The sequence below is a fragment of the Sphingopyxis sp. genome (genome assembly GCF_035565275.1).
Classification (GTDB): Bacteria; Pseudomonadota; Alphaproteobacteria; order Sphingomonadales; family Sphingomonadaceae; genus Sphingopyxis.
Genome location: NZ_DATMST010000175.1, coordinates 36,831 through 55,160 on the forward strand (window position 1 = coordinate 36,831; position 18,330 = coordinate 55,160).

General features: G+C 64.5%; 21 protein-coding genes. 11 read left to right on the top strand and 10 right to left on the bottom strand.

Translation table 11 applies throughout. From position 1 onward, the window contains the following. Positions 1-49 precede the first annotated feature (49 nt). The 5 genes from VN047_RS12420 to VN047_RS12440 are packed head-to-tail and all read right to left on the bottom strand — an operon-like array spanning position 50 to position 5,049. Entirely contained in the window at positions 50-1,324 is a 1,275-nt protein-coding gene (locus tag VN047_RS12420; RefSeq protein WP_325543114.1) for a pilus assembly protein CpaE, read from the bottom strand. Next, a complete protein-coding gene (locus tag VN047_RS12425; protein WP_325543115.1) occupies positions 1,321-1,998 on the bottom strand; it encodes a CpaD family pilus assembly protein in 678 nt (225 codons plus the stop codon). Before VN047_RS12425 ends, VN047_RS12420 begins: the two co-directional genes overlap by 4 nt. Next, positions 1,995-3,473: a type II and III secretion system protein family protein gene (locus tag VN047_RS12430; RefSeq protein ID WP_325543116.1), complete on the bottom strand. Its 1,479-nt coding sequence runs from the start codon at positions 3,471-3,473 to the stop codon at positions 1,995-1,997. The genes VN047_RS12425 and VN047_RS12430 overlap by 4 nt, the downstream gene beginning before the upstream one ends. A gap of 1 nt (position 3,474) precedes the next feature. Then, the gene (gene cpaB / locus VN047_RS12435) at positions 3,475-4,512 is read right to left on the bottom strand and encodes a Flp pilus assembly protein CpaB (protein WP_325543118.1); all 1,038 of its coding nucleotides are present in this window, start codon (positions 4,510-4,512) and stop codon (positions 3,475-3,477) included. Positions 4,513-4,566: 54 nt separating this feature from the next. Further along, the gene (locus tag VN047_RS12440) at positions 4,567-5,049 is read right to left on the bottom strand and encodes an A24 family peptidase (protein ID WP_325543120.1); all 483 of its coding nucleotides are present in this window, start codon (positions 5,047-5,049) and stop codon (positions 4,567-4,569) included. Between the two features lie 99 nt (positions 5,050-5,148). Between VN047_RS12440 and VN047_RS12445 the strand changes: the two genes are divergently transcribed. Together VN047_RS12445 and VN047_RS12450 are read left to right on the top strand one after the other, a co-directional pair. After that, positions 5,149-6,279 carry an FAD-dependent oxidoreductase gene (locus VN047_RS12445; protein WP_325543121.1) on the top strand — a complete coding sequence of 377 codons (1,131 nt, stop codon included), beginning with the start codon at positions 5,149-5,151 and terminating at the stop codon, positions 6,277-6,279. An 88-nt stretch (positions 6,280-6,367) separates the two neighbouring features. After that, positions 6,368-6,544: a YegP family protein gene (locus VN047_RS12450; protein ID WP_325543123.1), complete on the top strand. Its 177-nt coding sequence runs from the start codon at positions 6,368-6,370 to the stop codon at positions 6,542-6,544. A gap of 16 nt (positions 6,545-6,560) precedes the next feature. Here the strand turns inward: VN047_RS12450 and rnhA are convergent, their stop codons facing one another. Genes rnhA through ispH form a run of 3 tightly spaced genes read right to left on the bottom strand, consistent with a single transcriptional unit; the run spans position 6,561 to position 8,958 of the window. Next, a complete protein-coding gene (gene rnhA / locus VN047_RS12455) occupies positions 6,561-7,019 on the bottom strand; it encodes a ribonuclease HI (protein ID WP_325543124.1) in 459 nt (152 codons plus the stop codon). Continuing rightward, a complete protein-coding gene (thrB, locus tag VN047_RS12460; RefSeq protein ID WP_325543126.1) occupies positions 7,016-7,978 on the bottom strand; it encodes a homoserine kinase in 963 nt (320 codons plus the stop codon). Before thrB ends, rnhA begins: the two co-directional genes overlap by 4 nt. Next, complete coding sequence (gene ispH, locus VN047_RS12465) at positions 7,978-8,958, bottom strand: 4-hydroxy-3-methylbut-2-enyl diphosphate reductase (protein WP_325543128.1); 981 nt, start codon at positions 8,956-8,958, stop codon at positions 7,978-7,980. Before ispH ends, thrB begins: the two co-directional genes overlap by 1 nt. Positions 8,959-9,110: 152 nt before the next feature. On the opposite strand from ispH, the gene VN047_RS12470 reads away from it, so the two are divergent. From VN047_RS12470 to tatC, 9 genes are all read left to right on the top strand, one after another. Next, positions 9,111-9,782: a hypothetical protein gene (locus tag VN047_RS12470; RefSeq protein ID WP_325543130.1), complete on the top strand. Its 672-nt coding sequence runs from the start codon at positions 9,111-9,113 to the stop codon at positions 9,780-9,782. A 131-nt stretch (positions 9,783-9,913) separates the two neighbouring features. Continuing rightward, entirely contained in the window at positions 9,914-11,641 is a 1,728-nt protein-coding gene (gene argS, locus VN047_RS12475; RefSeq protein WP_325543132.1) for an arginine--tRNA ligase, read from the top strand. After that, positions 11,641-12,399 (top strand): SPOR domain-containing protein, encoded by a 759-nt coding sequence (locus VN047_RS12480; protein ID WP_325543134.1) that lies wholly within the window; start codon positions 11,641-11,643, stop codon positions 12,397-12,399. The genes argS and VN047_RS12480 overlap by 1 nt, the downstream gene beginning before the upstream one ends. A 108-nt stretch (positions 12,400-12,507) precedes the next feature. Beyond that, complete coding sequence (nagZ, locus tag VN047_RS12485) at positions 12,508-13,515, top strand: beta-N-acetylhexosaminidase (RefSeq protein ID WP_325543136.1); 1,008 nt, start codon at positions 12,508-12,510, stop codon at positions 13,513-13,515. Positions 13,516-13,523: 8 nt separating this feature from the next. After that, entirely contained in the window at positions 13,524-14,309 is a 786-nt protein-coding gene (locus VN047_RS12490) for a ScpA family protein (RefSeq protein ID WP_325543138.1), read from the top strand. Next, a complete protein-coding gene (scpB, locus tag VN047_RS12495) occupies positions 14,306-14,899 on the top strand; it encodes an SMC-Scp complex subunit ScpB (RefSeq protein ID WP_325543140.1) in 594 nt (197 codons plus the stop codon). The genes VN047_RS12490 and scpB overlap by 4 nt, the downstream gene beginning before the upstream one ends. 25 nt (positions 14,900-14,924) lie before the next feature. Continuing rightward, positions 14,925-15,158 carry a twin-arginine translocase TatA/TatE family subunit gene (locus tag VN047_RS12500; RefSeq protein ID WP_325543141.1) on the top strand — a complete coding sequence of 78 codons (234 nt, stop codon included), beginning with the start codon at positions 14,925-14,927 and terminating at the stop codon, positions 15,156-15,158. 31 nt (positions 15,159-15,189) lie between these two features. Then, the gene (gene tatB, locus VN047_RS12505) at positions 15,190-15,573 is read left to right on the top strand and encodes a Sec-independent protein translocase protein TatB (RefSeq protein WP_325543143.1); all 384 of its coding nucleotides are present in this window, start codon (positions 15,190-15,192) and stop codon (positions 15,571-15,573) included. Continuing rightward, positions 15,570-16,379 carry a twin-arginine translocase subunit TatC gene (gene tatC / locus VN047_RS12510; protein WP_325543145.1) on the top strand — a complete coding sequence of 270 codons (810 nt, stop codon included), beginning with the start codon at positions 15,570-15,572 and terminating at the stop codon, positions 16,377-16,379. Before tatB ends, tatC begins: the two co-directional genes overlap by 4 nt. 19 nt (positions 16,380-16,398) lie before the next feature. Here tatC and VN047_RS12515 read toward each other — a convergent pair whose 3' ends face one another. Together VN047_RS12515 and mgtE are read right to left on the bottom strand one after the other, a co-directional pair. After that, the gene (locus tag VN047_RS12515) at positions 16,399-16,527 is read right to left on the bottom strand and encodes an entericidin A/B family lipoprotein (protein ID WP_325030356.1); all 129 of its coding nucleotides are present in this window, start codon (positions 16,525-16,527) and stop codon (positions 16,399-16,401) included. Between the two features lie 223 nt (positions 16,528-16,750). Continuing rightward, the gene (gene mgtE, locus VN047_RS12520; protein ID WP_325543147.1) at positions 16,751-18,202 is read right to left on the bottom strand and encodes a magnesium transporter; all 1,452 of its coding nucleotides are present in this window, start codon (positions 18,200-18,202) and stop codon (positions 16,751-16,753) included. Between the last annotated feature and the right edge of the window lie 128 nt (positions 18,203-18,330).

Sequence of the window (18,330 nt, forward strand, 5' to 3'; positions counted from 1 at the left end):
CTGATGTCCGCTTCTATCGCTGTAGGCCGTGCATGGTCCTCGTGGAACCTCACGCCGCCTGTTTCGCACCCTTCCTGGTCATCAGGCCGAGCTTGCCGAGCAGCGAGCCGCCCGATTTGCCCTTTGCGTCTGCGGTCCGGGCTTCTTCGGCTTCGACATCGGCGCCGTCGAGGATGAGGCGCATCAGATTGTTCCAGACCTGCGCCGACTTCGTGCCCTTGCAGACCTCGGCATATGATTTGCCGAGCTTTGCCGACTGGCTCACCATTTTCGGATCGAACGGAATAACGATGTCGATCGGGCGCTCGATCGACGATTCGAACTCCTTGCGCGACAGCTCGCCGATGGCGTTCTGGAACTTGTTGGCGACCAGAATTACACGCGCGCCGGGGACGTTCTGTTTGAACCACGACAGCAGTCGGATCGTGTCACGCGCCGCGGCCAGCGTCACGTCGCTGACGAGCAGGATCGTTCCCGCTTCCGACACGAGGTGCGGGAAGGGGATCAGGACCTGGCGCGGAATGTCGACGATCGTCATCTCGAAGGCGCCACGAAGCTCTTCCTCAAGCTGGAAGAAGGCCGAACCGTCGGTCATCACCGGCTGATGGATCGGCGCTTCGGCCGAGAGCAGGCTGAGCTTGTCCGATGCGCGCACCATCGCGCGCTCGATGAACAGTCCATCGATGCGGCTGGGGTTGTCGATTGCGTCGATCAGGCCGCGGCCGGGCTCGAGGTCGAGCGTCAGCGCGCCGGTGCCGAAATGCACGTCGAGGTCGAGCAGCGCGGTTTGACGGCCGGCCTGTTCGCTGATCGCCCATGCGAGCGACGTCGACACGAGCGATGCGCCGACACCGCCGCGCACGCCCACGACACCCATCATGTGGTGCGGCTTGTCATCGTGCATGTCGGCGTGCTTCGGCGCGGCAAGCATGGCCTGTGCCATCGTCAGCGATTCGCGCACCTGCTCGATCGACAGCGGCTTCAGCAGATAGTCCTGAATACCGCTCGACAGAAGGTCGCGGTACAGGCGAACGTCGTTCACCTGGCCAGCGGCGATCACGACCGTGCCGGGCTCGCAGACTTCGGCCAGCGCGTTGATGTCGTTTATCGGGTCGCCCGATTCCGACATGTCGACGAACAGGACGTTCGGGCTGGCGGAAACCGACAGCGACTGTACGGCATTGCGCAGACCACCCTTGTTACATTTTTCAGCCGGCCAGCCCATGTCGGCCGCCGCGGCGCGGATCAGCTCCAGCGTGTCTTCGTCGCAGACGAACGCGTTGAACGGGTCCCGCGCGCCCGCCATTTTGAAAGGAGCGTTCACTTGCCACCTCCGCTGTTGCTTGTTGCGTTATTGCGCAGTTCGCCGGCGCCGGTCTGCGGTTTTTCGCGATAGGTACGGATCGCCCGGGTGGCGGCCGCGGGATCGCTGCCGTCGTTGCGGGCGCCCTTGATCAAGTCGTTGGGGTCGGCGACCATTGCGGCCAGGTTGGCGTTCGACGCGCAACCATAGTTGGAGGAGGTTGCATTGACCGGATTGATCGCCGATTTGCTGTCCCAGTTGGGACAGCCAGGCACGAAGGCCGACGCCCGCGTGACGACGACGCGAAGATGGTCCTGCGGCACCGCGCCCGTGGTGACCGGAACGTCGGCGGCAAGCAGCAATCCCCGGCGTTCGACCATCGAGCGGATCGTTGACCGCGCCGCGCCTGCGCCATAGGCCGAAGGATCCTCGATCGCGATCCGGTCGCCGTAGCGGACGCCCATCGCGTCGAGCCAGCCTTGCAGGCGGCCCTGTTCACTGGGGGCCAGGTCGCCGTTCGCCGTGGCAAGGTCGAACTGATAGATGCTGTTGCGTACGACCGGTTGATGCACCGAATCCAGACCGCGATTGCTGTAGGCGGTGCCGGTGCTGCATGCTGCGAGCGACGTGGCCAGGGCCAGGACCGTCCAAGTTGCGATTTTTTTCATCACTTTGCTCCTGAAATCCCGCGTCACTTGATGCTGAAGCCGGGCGACGCGTCGCCGGTGCCGCGGGGTCGGTCAGCATCGCCCACCGAGGTGTCCAGACGCGGCTTCGGCCGATCACCGCCCGTCACGCCCTCGCTTTCCTGATTGAGCAGCAGTCGCGAGAGATCGTTTGCGGCCTGATAGGCGTCGGTCGGCAGCTTGATCTCGTTCGCCGAAACAGGATTGACGAGATAGGGTGTCACCACAATGACCAGTTCGGTCTCGCCGCGGCGGAAGCTGTCCGATTTGAACAACATGCCGAGCAGCGGTACGTCGCCAAGGCCGGGCATCTTGTCGATCGCGCCGATCGAACGGTTGTTCAGCAAGCCGGCGATCATGAAGCTTTCGCCCGACCCGAGTTCGACCGTCGTTTCGGCGCGGCGGACGGTCAGGGCAGGGACCTGATAACCATCCATCAGGATCGCGCCTTCGGTCGACAGTTCCGACACTTCGGGACGGACGCGCAGGCTGATCCGGCCGTTGGACAGTACCGTCGGCGTATACGCCAGGCTGACGCCATATTTGCGATATTCGATCGTCGTGCCGGCGAGGTTGCCGGGGACCGGGATCGGGAATTCGCCGCCCGCCAGGAAGTCGGCGGTTTCGCCCGAGATTGCGGTCAGGTTCGGCTGTGCCAGAGTTGCGACCATACCCGACCGTTCGCCCAGATCGAGCGAGGCGATCAGGTCAAGTCCGAAGAGGCGGCCAGCGCCCGCAAGCGTGTTCCTGCCCTCGGCAGAAGCGATTTCATAGGTGGTGGTGCCGTCGGGATTGTAAGTGATCTTGCCAGCGTTGCGCCCGCGGAACACGCCGCCGAGAAAACCGTTTCCGAGCGGGCCGTCACGGTCGGCGGTCAGTACGTTGCCGCTGATTTCCTTGACCAGCGTGCGGTTCACTTCGGCAATGCGAACCTGCAGATTGACCTGCAGCGGCGTTGCGGTGCGAAGCCGCGAAAGCACTTTGGTGCCTTCGCCGACGAAGGCCTGCACCAGTCGTTCGGCTTCTGCGGCGTCATCGGGCGACTGAACCGTACCGGTGAGCAATACGAAGCCGTTCATCGTGTTCGCCGAAATGCTGGCTTCGGGCATTGCGAGCGACAGCATCTGATCGATCGTCTCGATATTGTTGCCGACGCGCGCGACGGTCGAATAGACGACGCGGCCGCTGGCATCGGTGGCATAGATGCTGGTTTCACCCGCCTTCTTGCCGAAGATGTAGAGCTGGCGACCCGAGCGCACCTGAACGTCCGCCACTTCGTCATTGGCGACGAAGACGTCCGACATCGAGGCGGGGAGGCTGACAAGGCGACCACGACCGACCGAAAGGTCGATGCTGCTGCTCGCATTCTGGACCGCCTGCGCTGCCGCTTGCTGTGACGGGGCGGAGACGAGGGCGGCCGCCATCAGGCCGATGGCGAGGGTGCGGGCTATCGCCGCGCCCTTGAAACTGGCTTTGCTGTTCATCTTACTTTCCCCCAACCGGAACTTCGGTGACCTTGTCGCCGCGCGTGACGCGAACGACCGGTCCGCCACCGAATCCCGACCCCTGATTTCGCGCCGACGATGCGGCTGGCGCGCCATTCTCCATCGGCCGCGGGCGCGCGTCGCCGCCGACCCGGCCGCGAACGGGGACCCAGAAGCGCGAAACATCGCCGCCCGTGGTCGCCGTCTTGGCGGTTATCGGGCGGGCCTGGACTTCCGCCAGCATGCGGCGCTCAGCCGCGGCACCACCCTTTTCGGGAACATTGACGTCACCCGACGCGATCGCCGCCTCGAGTTCGCCGGTGCTTTCCGCGAGCGGGCGCAGCGCGAGTGACAATTTGCCCATGCTCTGTGCGACTGCGATGCGTTCGGCGAGTTCGGGCGTCGCTTCGAGCGTGACCGAACCGAAGGTACGCACCGGGGTCTTGCCCGTTTCGTCCTCGGCATCATAGCGCTGGTCGGTGGCGAGCACGCGAACGTTGCGCACAATGGTCTCGGCGGTGAAAAGCTGATCGTCGGGATAGGAGCTGCCCTCCTTGACCGAGAGCGTTTGGGCCAGCAGGACATCGACCCGGTCACCCGGGAAGACGAAGCCTGCGACGCCCTGTTCCTGCGATACCTTGACCGTCACGGCGCGCATGCCGGGGCCAAGCGCCGCCGCGAGGAAGCCGCGGTCGTCCGGATGGACAAGCGCGCCCTGGGTCAGCGGTTGACCCGCAGTGACCGGATAGCGCACGACAGTGCCGACCAGCGTATTGACGTTGGTCTTTTCCTTCAGAAAATAGGCCTTTTCGACCAGATCCTTCGGCCAGGGCTGAAAACGGAAGCTATCGGGGCCGATGATCGTGCCCATCGGCAACTGCCGCGTCGCGACGAGGATCATCGGTCCGGTGATCTCTGGTGCCGCGGCTGCGCGAGCGGGCGGAGCGGCTGCGCCGCGCATGACCTGGTTGACCCCGAACGCTGCGCTGATGGCAATCACCAGCGCGCCGACGATCAGCATTATCTTTCGCGTATCCATGACGAGTTTTCGCCCTCCTGCACCCACCAGAGACGGTCGTGCTTTTCCCTCAGGTCATCCGATAACCTGAAACTGGTTAAGATATTGTTGGTGAAGCGCCCAAAGGCCTGCCGCCGCGATGGCGACCCCGTACGGAACCTCGGGCAGTTTGTCCGAAGGGCGCAATTTCATATGGATAAGCATCACTGCCGACAGGATACCGCCGCCGAACGCCATGACCGTAAGCGTGGGCAGGAAGAGCGGAAGCGGGATCCAGAGCATCACCGCGCCGATCATTTTCACGTCGCCGCCACCCATCGCGCCGATCGCGAACAGGCCCGCGAAGACGAGGAAGACCGCAAAGGCCGCGCCGAACTGGACCGGCACGTCGGGCCAAGGGGACAGGCCGCTCGCGATCCAGAAGGGAATGGCGAGCAGCGCCATGGCCGCATTGAGCTCGTTGGATATGCTTCTCGACCTGAGGTCGCTGATCGCCGCGGCGATCATCAGCAGACCCAGCAGGGCCATCAGGGCCAGAGAGATCGCGGTGCTGTCCATCGGCGCTCTCGTACCCATTATGGCTTACCAAAGAGTAACCATGTTCGGCGGGGCGCCGGCGCGGCTTGCAATCCGTGGTCCAGAGGATATGCGGCGGGCATGACCGAGAAGCCGCCCTCCGCTACCGACGTGCTGATCGTCGGCGCGGGTATTGCCGGCGCCAGCCTTGCGGCCGCGCTGTCGCCATGGCGCCGGATCCTGCTCGTCGAGGCGGAGGATGCGCCGGGTTATCATGCAACCGGGCGTTCGGCTGCTTTCTGGCACGAGACCTATGGCGGCGCTGCTGTACAGCCGCTTTCGGCCGCCTCTTTCGGGGCACTGAACGATCCGGCCCCCGGCTTTGCCGAGCGCGGGTTCCTGTCGCCGCGCACCGCGCTGACGCTGGGGCGGCGTTCGGAGGCAGCAGCGGTCAACGCCTTTGCCGCCGAATTCACTGCCAAAGGCGTGGATGTGATCCGCATGGCGGGCGACGAAATCGCTGAAAGAGTACCCGGCGTGCGGCCCGAATGGAGCGACGCTGCCTATGAAGCGGCGTGCAGCGATATCGATGTCGGCCGTCTTCACGCCGCCTGCCTGCGAGCCGCAAGAAAGGGGGGCGCGGTGCTGGCGACGCGTGCACCGTTACGATCCGCGCGGCGCCTGGGCAGCGGATGGGACGTGCGGCTGGGCGACGATCATGTCCAGGCCGGGCTGATCGTGAATGCCGCCGGCGCGTGGGCCGACGAGGTTGCGATGGCGTGCGGCATCGTCCCTGTCGGTATTCAACCCTACCGCCGCACGGTGATCCAGCTGCGTCTGGGCGTTCCGGTCCCGGCCGAACTGCCGCTCGTCGTCCATGTCGGCGGCGATTTCTATTTCAAGGGCGAGAGCGAAGGGCGCATCTGGCTGAGCCCGCATGATGAAACCCCGACGGGCCCCCATGATGCGGCGCCGGAAGAGATCGATGTCGCGCTTGCGATCGAGCGTCTGCAGTCGGTTGTCGACTGGCCGATCGATGCGGTCGAGCGAAAATGGGCGGGACTGCGCAGCTTTGCGCCCGACCGGGCTCCCGTGTTCGGCACGGATCGCCATGAACCCGCTTTTATATGGTGCGCGGGGCAGGGCGGTTTCGGTATCCAGACTGCCCCCGCGATCGCGGGATTGCTGGCGGCGCAGCTCGGGGCTCCGGCGCCTGTCGGCGATATCGGCCGCGTCGATGTCTCTCCCTATGCACCGACACGTTTTGGCTGAGCCGCCGGGCGACTTGCACGACCAAATTACCCGATTAACATCGACTTGCCCGCGCCACCCCCGGCGTGGTTCGACCGTGGAGGATGGCATGGCCCATTATTTCGAGATCAAGAAGAACAAGGCCGGCGAATTTGTCGCCTATTTCAAATATAATAGCGAGCCGATCTTCTGGACCGAAGGGTATAGCAGCAAGGCCTCCGCCAGGAACGCAATCGAGTCGATTCTGAAGAATGGTCCGGGCGCCGAAGTACGCGAAACCGAATAGGCCATGCGTGCGGGCGTCAGCGCGCCCGCGCGATTTCCAGCGCCGCGTCGCTGGCGAGCTGGTCGGCCATCTCGTTATCGCCGTGTCCGGCATGGCCCTTGACCCACAGCCACTCGATCTTGTGCCGCGCGGCCTCCTTGACCAGCCGTTGCCACAGGTCGGCGTTGGCGACCGGCTTTTTCGCGGCGGTCTTCCACCCATTCTTCTGCCAGCCGAAAACCCATTTGGTGATGCCGTCGCGGACATAGACGCTGTCGGTCGACAGTTCGACGCTGCAGCCGCGTTTCAGCGCCGCGAGCGCTTCGATCGCGGCCATCAGTTCCATCCGGTTGTTCGTCGTGTCGGGTTCGCCTCCCGACAGGGTCTTCACCACGTCGCCCCACCGCAGCACCGCGCCCCAGCCGCCGGGACCGGGATTGCCCTTGCACGCGCCGTCGGTGGCGACGATCACCGTCTTGCCCGTGCTTTCGGTCATGCAGCGGCGAACAGGCCGGCGGCATCGGCGGCGCGATATCGCTCAAGACGAGCCAGAAAGGGCGACGGATCCTTGCGCGTGACAAGCGCGTCGGCGGGTGTGTGAATCCAGTCGTGCGAGCGGGTCAGCAGGAAACGCAGCGCCGCGCCGCGCGCGAGCACCGGGAGCGCCGCGATTTCCGCTCCGGTCAGCGTGACCTCGCCGGCATAGCCGCGCATCAGCGCCCGCGCTCGCGACGGGTCGCAATGCGTGCCGTCGGTCGAAAAGGCCCAGGATGCGTGGGTGATCACCAGATCGTAGGCGCGAAAATCGCTCGCGGCGAAATAAAAGTCGATCAGGCCGGTGACCCGCTCGCCCAGCATCAGCACATTGTCGGGGAAAAGGTCGGCATGGATGACGTGCGCCGGCAAGTCGCGGGGCCAGTTCGCGTCGAGAAAGGCCAGTTCATCATCGACGATCGCCTGAAGTCCGGGGAGGACCGTATCGAGATTGCCCGCGCCCCCGGCGACGGCGCGCCAATGCCGGTGGCCCATGCTGTTTTCGCGTGCCCCGCCGAAATCGGCGACCGCGCGATGCATCGCGCCAAGGGCCGCGCCCGCCGCTTCGCATTGTCCTGGCGTGGGGTGGGTAAGCGAAATGCCGGGGAGGAACTGGATGACGCAAGCTGCGCGCCCCGAGATTTGCTGGATCGCGGCGCCGTTCCGGTCGCGGATCATCGCGGGGACCGGGCTGTCATGTTTTGCGAGATGGTCGAGCAGGTCGACGAAAAAGGGCAGGTCGGCTTCGCTCACGCGCCTTTCGTAGAGCGTGAGAATGAAACGCCCGCCTGTCGTTTCGAGCAGGAAATTGCTGTTCTCGACGCCTTCGGCGATGCCCTTGCACGACACGACGGTGCCGATATCATATCGGGCTACAAGCGTGGCAAGGTCGTCGGGATCGACGTGGGTATAAACCGCCATCAGGTCACGTCGAGCCCGCGCGGCAGCTTGAACACCATATTTTCCTCGGCGGTCACCACGATATCTTCGACAATCGGACGGACCGAGGCAACCGCGTCGATCACTTCGCGAACCAGCGTCTCGGGCGCGCTCGCGCCCGCGGTGATGCCCAGCGTGGTGATTTCCTGCAGCCACGCCGGATCGACGTCGGTTCCGCGCTGGACGAGATGCGCGGGGGTGCCGAGCCGCTGCGCGACCTCGACAAGCCGCAGGCTGTTCGAGCTGTTCGGTGCGCCGATGACGATCATGCGGTCGCACTCCCCGGCGATCGCCTTCACCGCTTCCTGGCGATTGGACGTGGCATAGCAGATATCCTCGCCGCGCGGACCGGTGATCGCGGGGAAACGGTGTTGCAACGCGGCGACGATATCGCGCGTGTCGTCCACCGATAGCGTCGTTTGCGTGAGAAAGGACAGCATCCCGGGATCGGGCGGCGACAGCGCCGCGACGTCGTCGACCGATTCGACGAGCGTCATCGCGCCCTCGGGAAGTTGGCCGAGCGTTCCGATAACCTCGGGGTGTCCCTCATGCCCGACAAAGATGATATGCCGTCCGCCTTCGTGCGCGCGCTCTGCCTGGCGGTGGACTTTGGAAACGAGCGGGCAGGTCGCGTCGATATAGTCGAGGCCGCGCATTTCGGCTTTCGCAGGCACGGCCTTGGGTACGCCATGCGCGCTGAACACGACCGGCACGCCATCGGGAACCTGGTCAAGCGATTCGACGAAAATCGCGCCCTTTGCCTTCAGCGAGTCAACGACGTAGCGGTTGTGGACGATTTCATGCCGCACATAGACGGGCGAACCATATTTCTGGATCGCCAGCTCGACGATGCGGATCGCCCGGTCAACTCCGGCGCAAAAACCGCGCGGTGCGGCGATCAAGACCTTGAGTTCCGCCGTTTGGCCGTCGCCCGTCGGGCCGATATGATGGGGTGCATTCATCTCGCGGGCGCTCTAGCCCAGCCCCCGCCATGCGGTAAAGCCACTTCGCACCGTTGCGCCTTGTTCATCGCGCCGATAAGAAGCGGCGCGCATGAAGCGGGATCATTTGTCCCGACACCTGACTGTGCGCCTGTTTGGAAAGTCCGATTATCATGATGTCCATTTCGTTCCCGTCGCGTAAGTTCATGGCCGTGCTGTGCGGCGCGGCAGCCATGGCGACGGTGACGGGCTGCGCGAAGGACAATGAAATCGACGTCGCGGGCGGCGTCGGTATCACCGCGACACGCAGCGCCTGCCCGGCGGTGGCGGTACCGCTGCACACCGGCGATATCACGCTGTTCGACCCGGCGACGAGCCGCGACGCCAGCGCTGTCGATGTCGTCGCTGCGATCACCAATGTGACGCCGCAGTGCAACGACGCCAGCGAGAAAGTGTATCAGCTCGCCAGCTTCGACGTCATCGCCACCCGCCGCGATGCCGGCCCGGCACGCACCGTTACGCTTCCCTATTATGCCACCGTGTTGCAGGGCGGCACCGTCGTTGTCGCAAAGCGTCTCGGCAATGTCGCGGTGACCTTTGCCGAAGGCCAGACCCGTGGCACCGGCCGCGGGCAGGCGTCGGCCTATGTCGATCGCGCCGCAGCGACGCTTCCCGCCGACATTCAGGAACGCATCACCCGCAAGCGCAAGGCGGGCGACCAGGATGCCGCGATCGATCCGCTCAGTCTTCCCGAGGTGCGCGCCGCAGTACAGCGTGCCAGCTTCGAACTGCTCGTCGGTTTCCAGCTGACGCAGGAACAGCTGGAATATAACGTCCGACGATAGAACCGTGGCGGCGTCCCGGCGGCGTTCGCATCATTACGCCCTGCGCGCCGACCGGTGACGCAGGGCTTTTCGCGCCTGCCAAGCTGCGATAGGGCGCGCTCACGACTTTTCGACCGAAGATAGGCCTGCCCGTGACCCTGTTCAGCCGCTTTTCCGACCATATCAACGCCGCACTCGACGCGCTCGCCGCGCGCGGGGCTGTGCCAGCCGATCTCGACCGCGCGGCGATCAGCGTCGAGCCGCCGCGCGATCCCGCGCATGGCGATGTCGCGACGAACGCGGCGATGGTGCTTGCCAAGCCGGCGGGCATGAATCCGCGTGCGCTCGCCGACCTGCTTGTCGCCGAACTCGGTGCACTCGCTGAGGTTACCGAAGCCAGCGTCGCTGGTCCGGGCTTTATCAACTTGCGTCTTGTCGACGATAGCTGGCGCGACGAGCTCGCGCTGATCTTCAGCGAAGGCGGCGATTATGGCCGCTCGACAATGGGGCAGGGGCGCCGGGTCAACGTCGAATATGTCTCGGCCAACCCCACAGGGCCGATGCACGTCGGTCATTGCCGCGGCGCGGTCGTCGGCGACGCGCTCGCCGCGTTGCTCGAATATGCGGGGCATGAGGTGATCCGCGAATATTATGTCAACGACGCGGGCGCACAGGTCGACGTGCTCGCGCGCTCGGTCCACATGCGCTACCGCGAAGCGCTTGGCGAAGAGATCGGCACGATCCCCGAGGGACTTTATCCGGGCGATTATCTGATCCCGGTCGCGAGCAAGCTCGCGGCCGAATATGGCGACCGTTTCGTCGGCGCGCCCGAGAGCGCCTGGCTCGGTCTGTTTCGTGCCGAGGCGGTCAGCGCGATGATGAACATGATCCGCGCCGACCTTGCCAAGCTCGGTATCCATCATGACCTCTTCTCGTCGGAAGCCGAGTTGCAGGCCGAGGGCAAGCCTGCCGCCGCCGAGAAATGGCTGCGCGAGCATGATCTCGTTTATGATGGCCAGCTCGAAGCGCCGAAGGGCGAAACGCCCGAGGATTGGGAGCCGGTCGAGTTGCCGCTGTTCCGTTCGACGCAGTTCGGCGACGATCAGGACCGCCCGATCAAGAAATCGGATGGCAGCTGGACCTATTTCGGCGCCGACCTCGCCTATCATTTCCAGAAGAGCCAGAATGCCGACGAATTGATCGACATATGGGGTGCCGACCATGCAGGGACGGTCAAGCGGATCAAGGCGGCCGTCGCGGCGCTGACCGGCGGCAAGACCCGCTTCGACGTCAAATTGGTGCAGATGGTTCGTCTGCTCAAAAATGGTGAGCCCTTCAAGATGTCGAAGCGCGCCGGCAATTTCGTCACGCTCGCCGATGTCGTCGACGAGGTCGGCAAGGATGCGGTGCGCTTCACGATGCTGACGCGGAAAGCCGACGCGCAGATGGATTTCGACTTTGCCAAGGTGGTCGAGGCCTCGCGCGACAATCCCGTCTGGTATCTGCAATATGCCAATGCGCGGATCTCGCGCCTTCGCAAGAAGGCCGCGGAGGCGGGCATCACGCTGACGGCGCCGGCGCCGGCACGGCTTGGCGCCCATGAACTGGACCTGGTGAAGCTGCTGGCGCAATTCCCCCGGACCGTCGAGGCGGCGGCGTCGGCGCGCGAGCCGCACCGGATCGCTTTCTATCTCGCCGATGTCGCAGCGGCGTTCCATGCCTGGTACAATATGGGCAATGACGATCCCGCGGCGCGGATCGTGCTCGACAATGATCCCGAATTGACTGCGACGCGGCTTTATCTGGCCGACGGAATCGGGCAGGTTATTCGTAACGGGCTGCACCTGATGGGGGTAGAGGCGCTCGAGGAGATGGTTTGATGGCCGGGGACAGGAACGCCGAGCAGGGGGATGCCGGACTGGGGCTGGAGGACGAGGATCGTCTGCCGTGGCTCGAGGCGGCGGACGGGTTCGACGAAGACGGCGAAGTGTCGCCGGCGCGCCTGCTGGTGATGGTGCTTGGCGGACTGTTGCTGATCGGCGCGGTGCTGGGCGGCCTCTGGTGGATCCAGAATGGCGGCACGCGCGGCAAGGGCGAGCTGATCGCCGCACAGGAAGGCGATTACAAGGTCGCCCCCGCGAACGATGGCGCCAAGGCGTTCGAGGGTGAGGGCGATGCAAGCTTCTCGGCCAGCGAAGGTGCGGAGCCGGCGGGCAAGGTCGATCCGACGCGCATGCCCGAAGAGCCCGCAGTGACGCCCGCGGAACGTGAGGCGGCGGCGAAGGCGGAAACTGCAAGGAAGGCCGAAGCAGCGCGTGCGGCGGCCGACAAGGGGAAGGCGAAGCCGGCTGCGGCATCGGTCAAGGCTCCGGAAGCAATAGCCAAGGTGGCGCCGGCCACGTCGGGGGCGATGATCCAGCTCGGCGCTTTCAGCAGCGACGCGGCCGCCGCGAAGGCATGGACGAACCTGTCGAAGCGCTTCGCCTATCTCGCGGACCTCAACAAATCGGTGTCGCCCGCCAAGGTCGGAGGCGGAACGGTCTATCGCCTGCGCGTATCGGCAGGAACGGCAGCCAATGCCACGAATTTGTGCGGAAAATTGCGCGTTGCCGGTGAAAATTGCGTCGTCGTCCGCTGATTCGGCCCGCTTGGCCGCAGACTCCGTTGGTGCGGTCTCGGCCCTGTGGCATGTTACCTGCCCTGGTTGTCGCCTGAGGGGGCGCCGGCCGATGGAGGTTGACGCACGATGATACCCGCTGTTTTTGGCCTGTCGGGCCTGACCCTCACCGGCGACGAGCGCGCCTTTTTTCGCGACAGCGACCCTGCAGGCTATATCCTGTTCGGGCGCAATATCGAGAATCGCGAACAATTGCGGCGGCTTACCGACGAACTGCGCAGTCTCGACGGGCGCGACAACCTGCCGATCCTGATCGATCAGGAAGGCGGGCGTGTCGCGCGAATGAAGTCGCCCGAATGGCCGGCTTTCCCGAGCGGGGCGGCGTTCGACGCGCTTTACGAGCGCGCGCCCGCGAGCGCGATCGAGGCGGCGCGGCTGAACGCGATGGCGCTCGCCGCGATGCTGTCCGAAGTCGGTATCACGGTCGATTGCCTGCCGCTGCTCGACGTCCGCCAGCCGGGTGCGAGCGATGTGATCGGCGACCGCGCGCTCGGCAGCGAACCGATGCGCGTCGCCGCACTGGGGCGCGCAATCCTCAGCGGACTGCAGGACGGCGGTGTCGTCGGCATCGTCAAGCATATCCCGGGTCACGGCCGCGCCTTGCTCGATTCGCACAAGGAACTGCCTGTCGTCACGGCGCCCGACCGCGATCTCCAGACCGATCTCGCACCCTTTGCGGCGCTGCGCGATGCGGCGATGGCGATGACGTGCCATGTCGTCTTCACCGCATGGGATGCCGAACGGCCTGCAACGCTGTCCCCGCTGATCATCGACAGCGTGATCCGCCAGCGCATCGGTTTTCATGGCCTGCTGCTCAGCGACGACCTCGACATGGAAGCGCTGTCGGGTAACGTCCCCTCGCGCGCCGCCGATGCAATCGCCGCGGGCTGCGATATCGCGCTCAATTGCTGGGGCAAGATGGACGACATGGTGGGCATCGCCAACGCGCTGGACCCGATCAGTACCGTCTCGCTCGCACGACTCGAAGGCGCGATGGACCGGATTTCGGGCCGCGGCGACGACCGGACTTTCGCGACGCTGGTCGACCAGCGCGACGCATTGCTGGCTACGGCCTGATCCGGGTGATGGAAGAACTGCCGCTCGATTTCGAAATCGCGCCGGCAGCGCCCGAGCGCGAAGACGCGCTGCAACTTTCGCTGGAAAGCTGGGAGGGCCCGCTCGATCTGCTGCTCGCCCTCGCGCGCAGTCAGAAAGTCGACCTCAAGCAGATTTCGATCCTCGCGCTCGTCGAGCAGTATCTGACCTTCATCGCCGAGGCGCGCGAGTTGAAGCTCGAGGTGGCGGCCGACTATCTTGTGATGGCGGCGTGGCTTGCCTACCTCAAATCGGCGCTGCTGCTCCCCAAGGATCCGCTTGAGGATCCGTCGCCCGATGAACTCGCGCTCCGCCTGCAATTGCGGCTGCAGCGCCTCGCGGCGATGCGCGAGGCCGCGGCGCGGCTGCTTGCCCGCGACCGCGTCGGCCGCGATGTGTTCCTGCGCGCGAAGCCCGAGGGATTGCGCGATGTCCGGGTGCGGCGGTGGGATGCCAGCCTCTATGACCTCCTCTCCGCCTATGGGCAGGTCAAGCTGCGCAGCGAGCCTGTCGTGCATATGGTATCGCGGCGCCCGGTGATCACGCTCGATGCGGCGCTCCAGCATTTGCAGCGGATGATCGGTGTCAGGCTCGACTGGGCCGAACTGTCGGATTTCCTGCCGCCCGATTATGACGGGCCGCTCCGCCGGTCGGCGATCGCATCGAGTTTCGTGGCGGCGCTCGAACTGGCGCGGCAGGGCCGCGTCGACCTGAAGCAGGACGGCGCGTTCGAACCACTCTATCTGAAAGCCGCAATTGTGGAGCAGCGGGCATGATCGACGATCTCGAACGCGCGATAGAGGCGATGCTGTTTGCCAGCGATGCGCCGCTCGATGCACGGCAGCTTGCGGCGCGGCTCGGCGACGAAATGACTCCGGCCGAGGTGCGTGCGATCATCCAGACGATTGCGGCGCGCCATGGGGGGAGTGGTATTGAACTCGTCGAGCGCGGCGGGCACTGGCATTTCCAGACTCCCGCGGACCTCGCGCACTTGCTCCGCAGGGAACGCGACGACCCGCGCAAGCTGTCGCGCGCGGCGGCCGAGGTACTTGCGATCGTGGCCTATCACGAACCGGTGAGTCGCGCGGAGATCGAGGCGATCCGCGGCGTCCAGACGTCGAAGGGTACGCTTGACGTGCTGATGGAGGCGGAATGGATCGCTCCCGCGGGACGGCGCGAGGTTCCGGGCCGACCGCTGATTTACAAGACGACCGACGCTTTCCTGCAACATTTCGGCCTCACGAGCCGCAAGGATCTGCCGGGCATCGAAGATTTGCGCGCGGCAGGACTGCTCGACCCGGTCGATCTCGCTTTCGACGAAGCGATGGGCGAACTGGACCTAGTAAAAGACGGTGAAGAGGCCTAGATGAGCCCTTCAAGGAGAATTTGAGATGGGTAGCTTCAGCATCTGGCACTGGCTCGTGGTCGGGATTCTCGTCCTGCTCCTGTTCGGCAAGGGCCGTTTTTCGGACATGATGGGCGATGTCGCCAAGGGCATCAAAAGCTTCAAGAAGGGCATGTCGGAAGACGATGCGCCGACGCCGGCACCGAAGCATATCGAGGGTCAGCGAGCGCCTGACCTGACCGCGACGCCGACCCCGACTGCGGAAACCGAAAACCGCTGATAATCAGCTGACTGCGGGATTGGGCTTCTGAATGTTCGATGTTGCGCCCACCGAGTTGCTGCTCGTCGTGGTGGTGGCCTTGGTCGTCATCGGCCCCAAGGACCTGCCCAAGGCGATGCGCTTCGTCGGCAAATGGATGGGAAAGGCGCGCGGCATGGCTCGCCATTTCCGCGCCGGGCTCGACACGATGATGCGCGAGGCCGAGCTCGAAGAGCTGGAGAAGCAGTGGCGCGAGCAGAATGATGCAATCATGCGCGAATTTCCGCGTATCGATGACCTGAACGCCTCGCCAAACTCTGCGTCGACGCCGACCACAGGGCCCAAGCCCGCCACCGAAACCGACATGGACGAGGCGGCGGCAGCCAATCCCTCCGAAACGCACGCGGTGCCGCCCCGGGATGGCCCGTTGCCATGACCGGGGAAACGCCGGCCACTGCCGGGATCGAGGATGGCGCTGGCGGCAAGATGCCGCTGCTCGATCATCTGATCGAACTCCGCTCGCGGCTGCTCAAATCGCTTCTGGCGGTTGGTATTGCCTTTGGCGTCTGCCTGTATTTCGCCAAGCCGATCTTCGGTATTCTCGTTCAGCCGCTCGTGCGCGCGGGGCAGGGCAAGCTGATCTATACCCAGCTGTTCGAGGCGTTTTTCGTCGAGATCAAGGTCGCGTTGTTCGCGGCGACGATGCTTGCTTTTCCGGTGATCGCGAACCAGCTCTGGAAATTCGTCGCGCCGGGGCTCTACCGCAAGGAAAAGCGGGCGTTGCTGCCTTTCCTGCTCGCGACGCCGGTGCTGTTCGCGATCGGGGCGAGCTTCGCCTATTTCATCACCATTCCCATCGCGCTGAAATTCCTGCTTGGTTATCAGGGCAATGTCGGCGGCATCACGCAGGAAGCGCTGCCCTCGGTCGGTAATTATCTGAGCTTCACGATGCAGTTCATCATGGCGTTCGGTATCGCGTTCCTGCTGCCGATCCTGTTGATGCTGATCGAACGGTCGGGGCTTGTCACGCGCGAGCAACTCATCTCGGCGCGGCGCTATATGATCGTCGCGGCGTTCGCCATTGCGGCGGTATTCACCCCCCCCGATATCCTGAGCCAGCTGCTGCTCGCGGTGCCGCTGGTGTTTCTGTACGAAATATCGATCTTCGCGATCTGGTTTACCCAGCGCCGACGCAAAACAGGCGCCGAAGAGGCGCCTGTCGAACCTCTCGAAGAGGCTTAGGTAAGCGGGTCAGACCCGATCAATCGATGGCGTCGCTACCAGCCTGGCCGACGGACTCGATGTCCCGGCCGGCGCCCTTGACGGTGTTGCAGCCCGTTACCAGGACGCTTGCCAACAGGGCGAGTATGATTGCGCGGAAGCTCGTCATATATTCAACCTCTCAGGATGTGGTGCAAAATGGCCCGGCACGCTTTCGAGGGGGGGGAGGGAATGCGGGCCGGGCCAATGTTGCTGAGCAGCGCTGCGGGGGGGCGATGACCGCTGCTCGAAGGGAAAACGACCGATGCGGACGATAAGTTCCCGAAAAAAATCGCCGCGATGAAATTTTTTTGGTGAATCTTTTGAATCGCTTGGATTCCAGAGATTTGCGATCAGAGACTGGTCAATCCGCTGAGCACCGCCAGCCCCAGGAACGCCAGAAAGCCCATGGAATCGGTGGTCATGGTCACGAAGATCGAACTCGCGACTGCGGGATCCTGATCGAGCCGGTCGAGCAAGAGCGGGATCGCGACGCCTGCCACCCCGGCGACGAAAATATTGACGATCATCGCCGCGGCGATGACCCCCCCGAGCATGGGGTTCGCGAACCACAGTGCGGTTGCCGTGCCGGCGATCAGGGCAATCGTTCCGCCGTTGAGCAGCGCGATCTTCATTTCGCGCCAGATCGCGCGCCAGCTGTTCGAATCGGTAAGCTGGTTCATCGCGAGTGCGCGGACCGTAACCGCCAGCGTTTGCGTCCCCGCGTTTCCTCCGACGCCGGCGACGATGGGCATCAGCGCGGCGAGTGCAACCATATGCTCGATCGCGCCGCCGAACAGGCCAACAATCGTCGACGCAACGAGCGCGGTGCCGAGGTTGGCGATCAGCCAGCGCACCCGCGCGCTGTAGGTTTCGCGGATCGGCTCGTTGATGTCGCCGTCGCCGGCGCCCGACAGGCGCAGGATGTCCTCGCCGGCTTCTTCCTGGATGATATGCACGACGTCATCGACGGTGATCATGCCCACGAGGCGCCCGCCCTTGTCGACGACCGCCGCCGAGATCAGTGCATATTTCTGGAACCGCAGCGCGACCTCTTCCTGATCCATGTCGACCGGGATCAGGGTCTGCTCGCGCTTCATCACGTCGCTGATCGCGATGTCGCGCGGCGTACGGAGGATCCAGCTCAACTGGCAAGATCCGACCGGGCGGTGCATCGGGTCGACGACGAAGATCTCCCAGAAATCGCTGGTCAGGTCGGCATCTTCGCGCAACCGGTCAATGACATCGCCGACCGTCACATGCTCGGGCACCGCGACGAGGTCGCGCTGCATCAGGCGGCCGGCAGATTCCTCGGGAAAGGAGAGGGCGTCCTCGATCGCGGCGCGATCTTCGGGCTCCATTGCCTCGAGCACCGCCTGCTGCTCGTCGGCCTCCATATCCTCGATGATCGCGACGGCGTCGTCGGTATCGAGTTCGGATGCCAGTTCGGCCACTTGCTCCGGCGCGAGAAGATCGATCAGCTCTTCGCGAACATAATCGTTCATTTCCGCCAGAACGTCGGCAGAGAGCATGTCGCCGAGCACCGCGGCGAGCATCGGGCGCTCGTCGGAACGGGCGAGCTCGAACAGGTCGGCGATGTCGGCGGGGTGAAGGCGCCCGATCCGCTCGCGCGCGGCTTCGCCTTCGCCCGCCTCGGCCAGATCGATCACGTCGCGAACGAATTCGGGCTTCAGCCGGTCGTCTTCGTCGAGTTCGGTTTCGGTCTCGCGCTGCGACGGTTCGCGATCGCGATCGTCGACGATGTCGATATCTTCGGGAGGCAGGGACTCTTCGCGTTTATCCATCGCGGTCCTCCCTGTCCTGTTGCGGCGCTGGTCGCCGGCGGGCCGTGCCTTCCCCTAGTGCCGGAGCCGCCATATGGCAACGGTGGGGAGGCGGGGTGCGTATTAAATGCGTGGCTTTGGCGAATTCG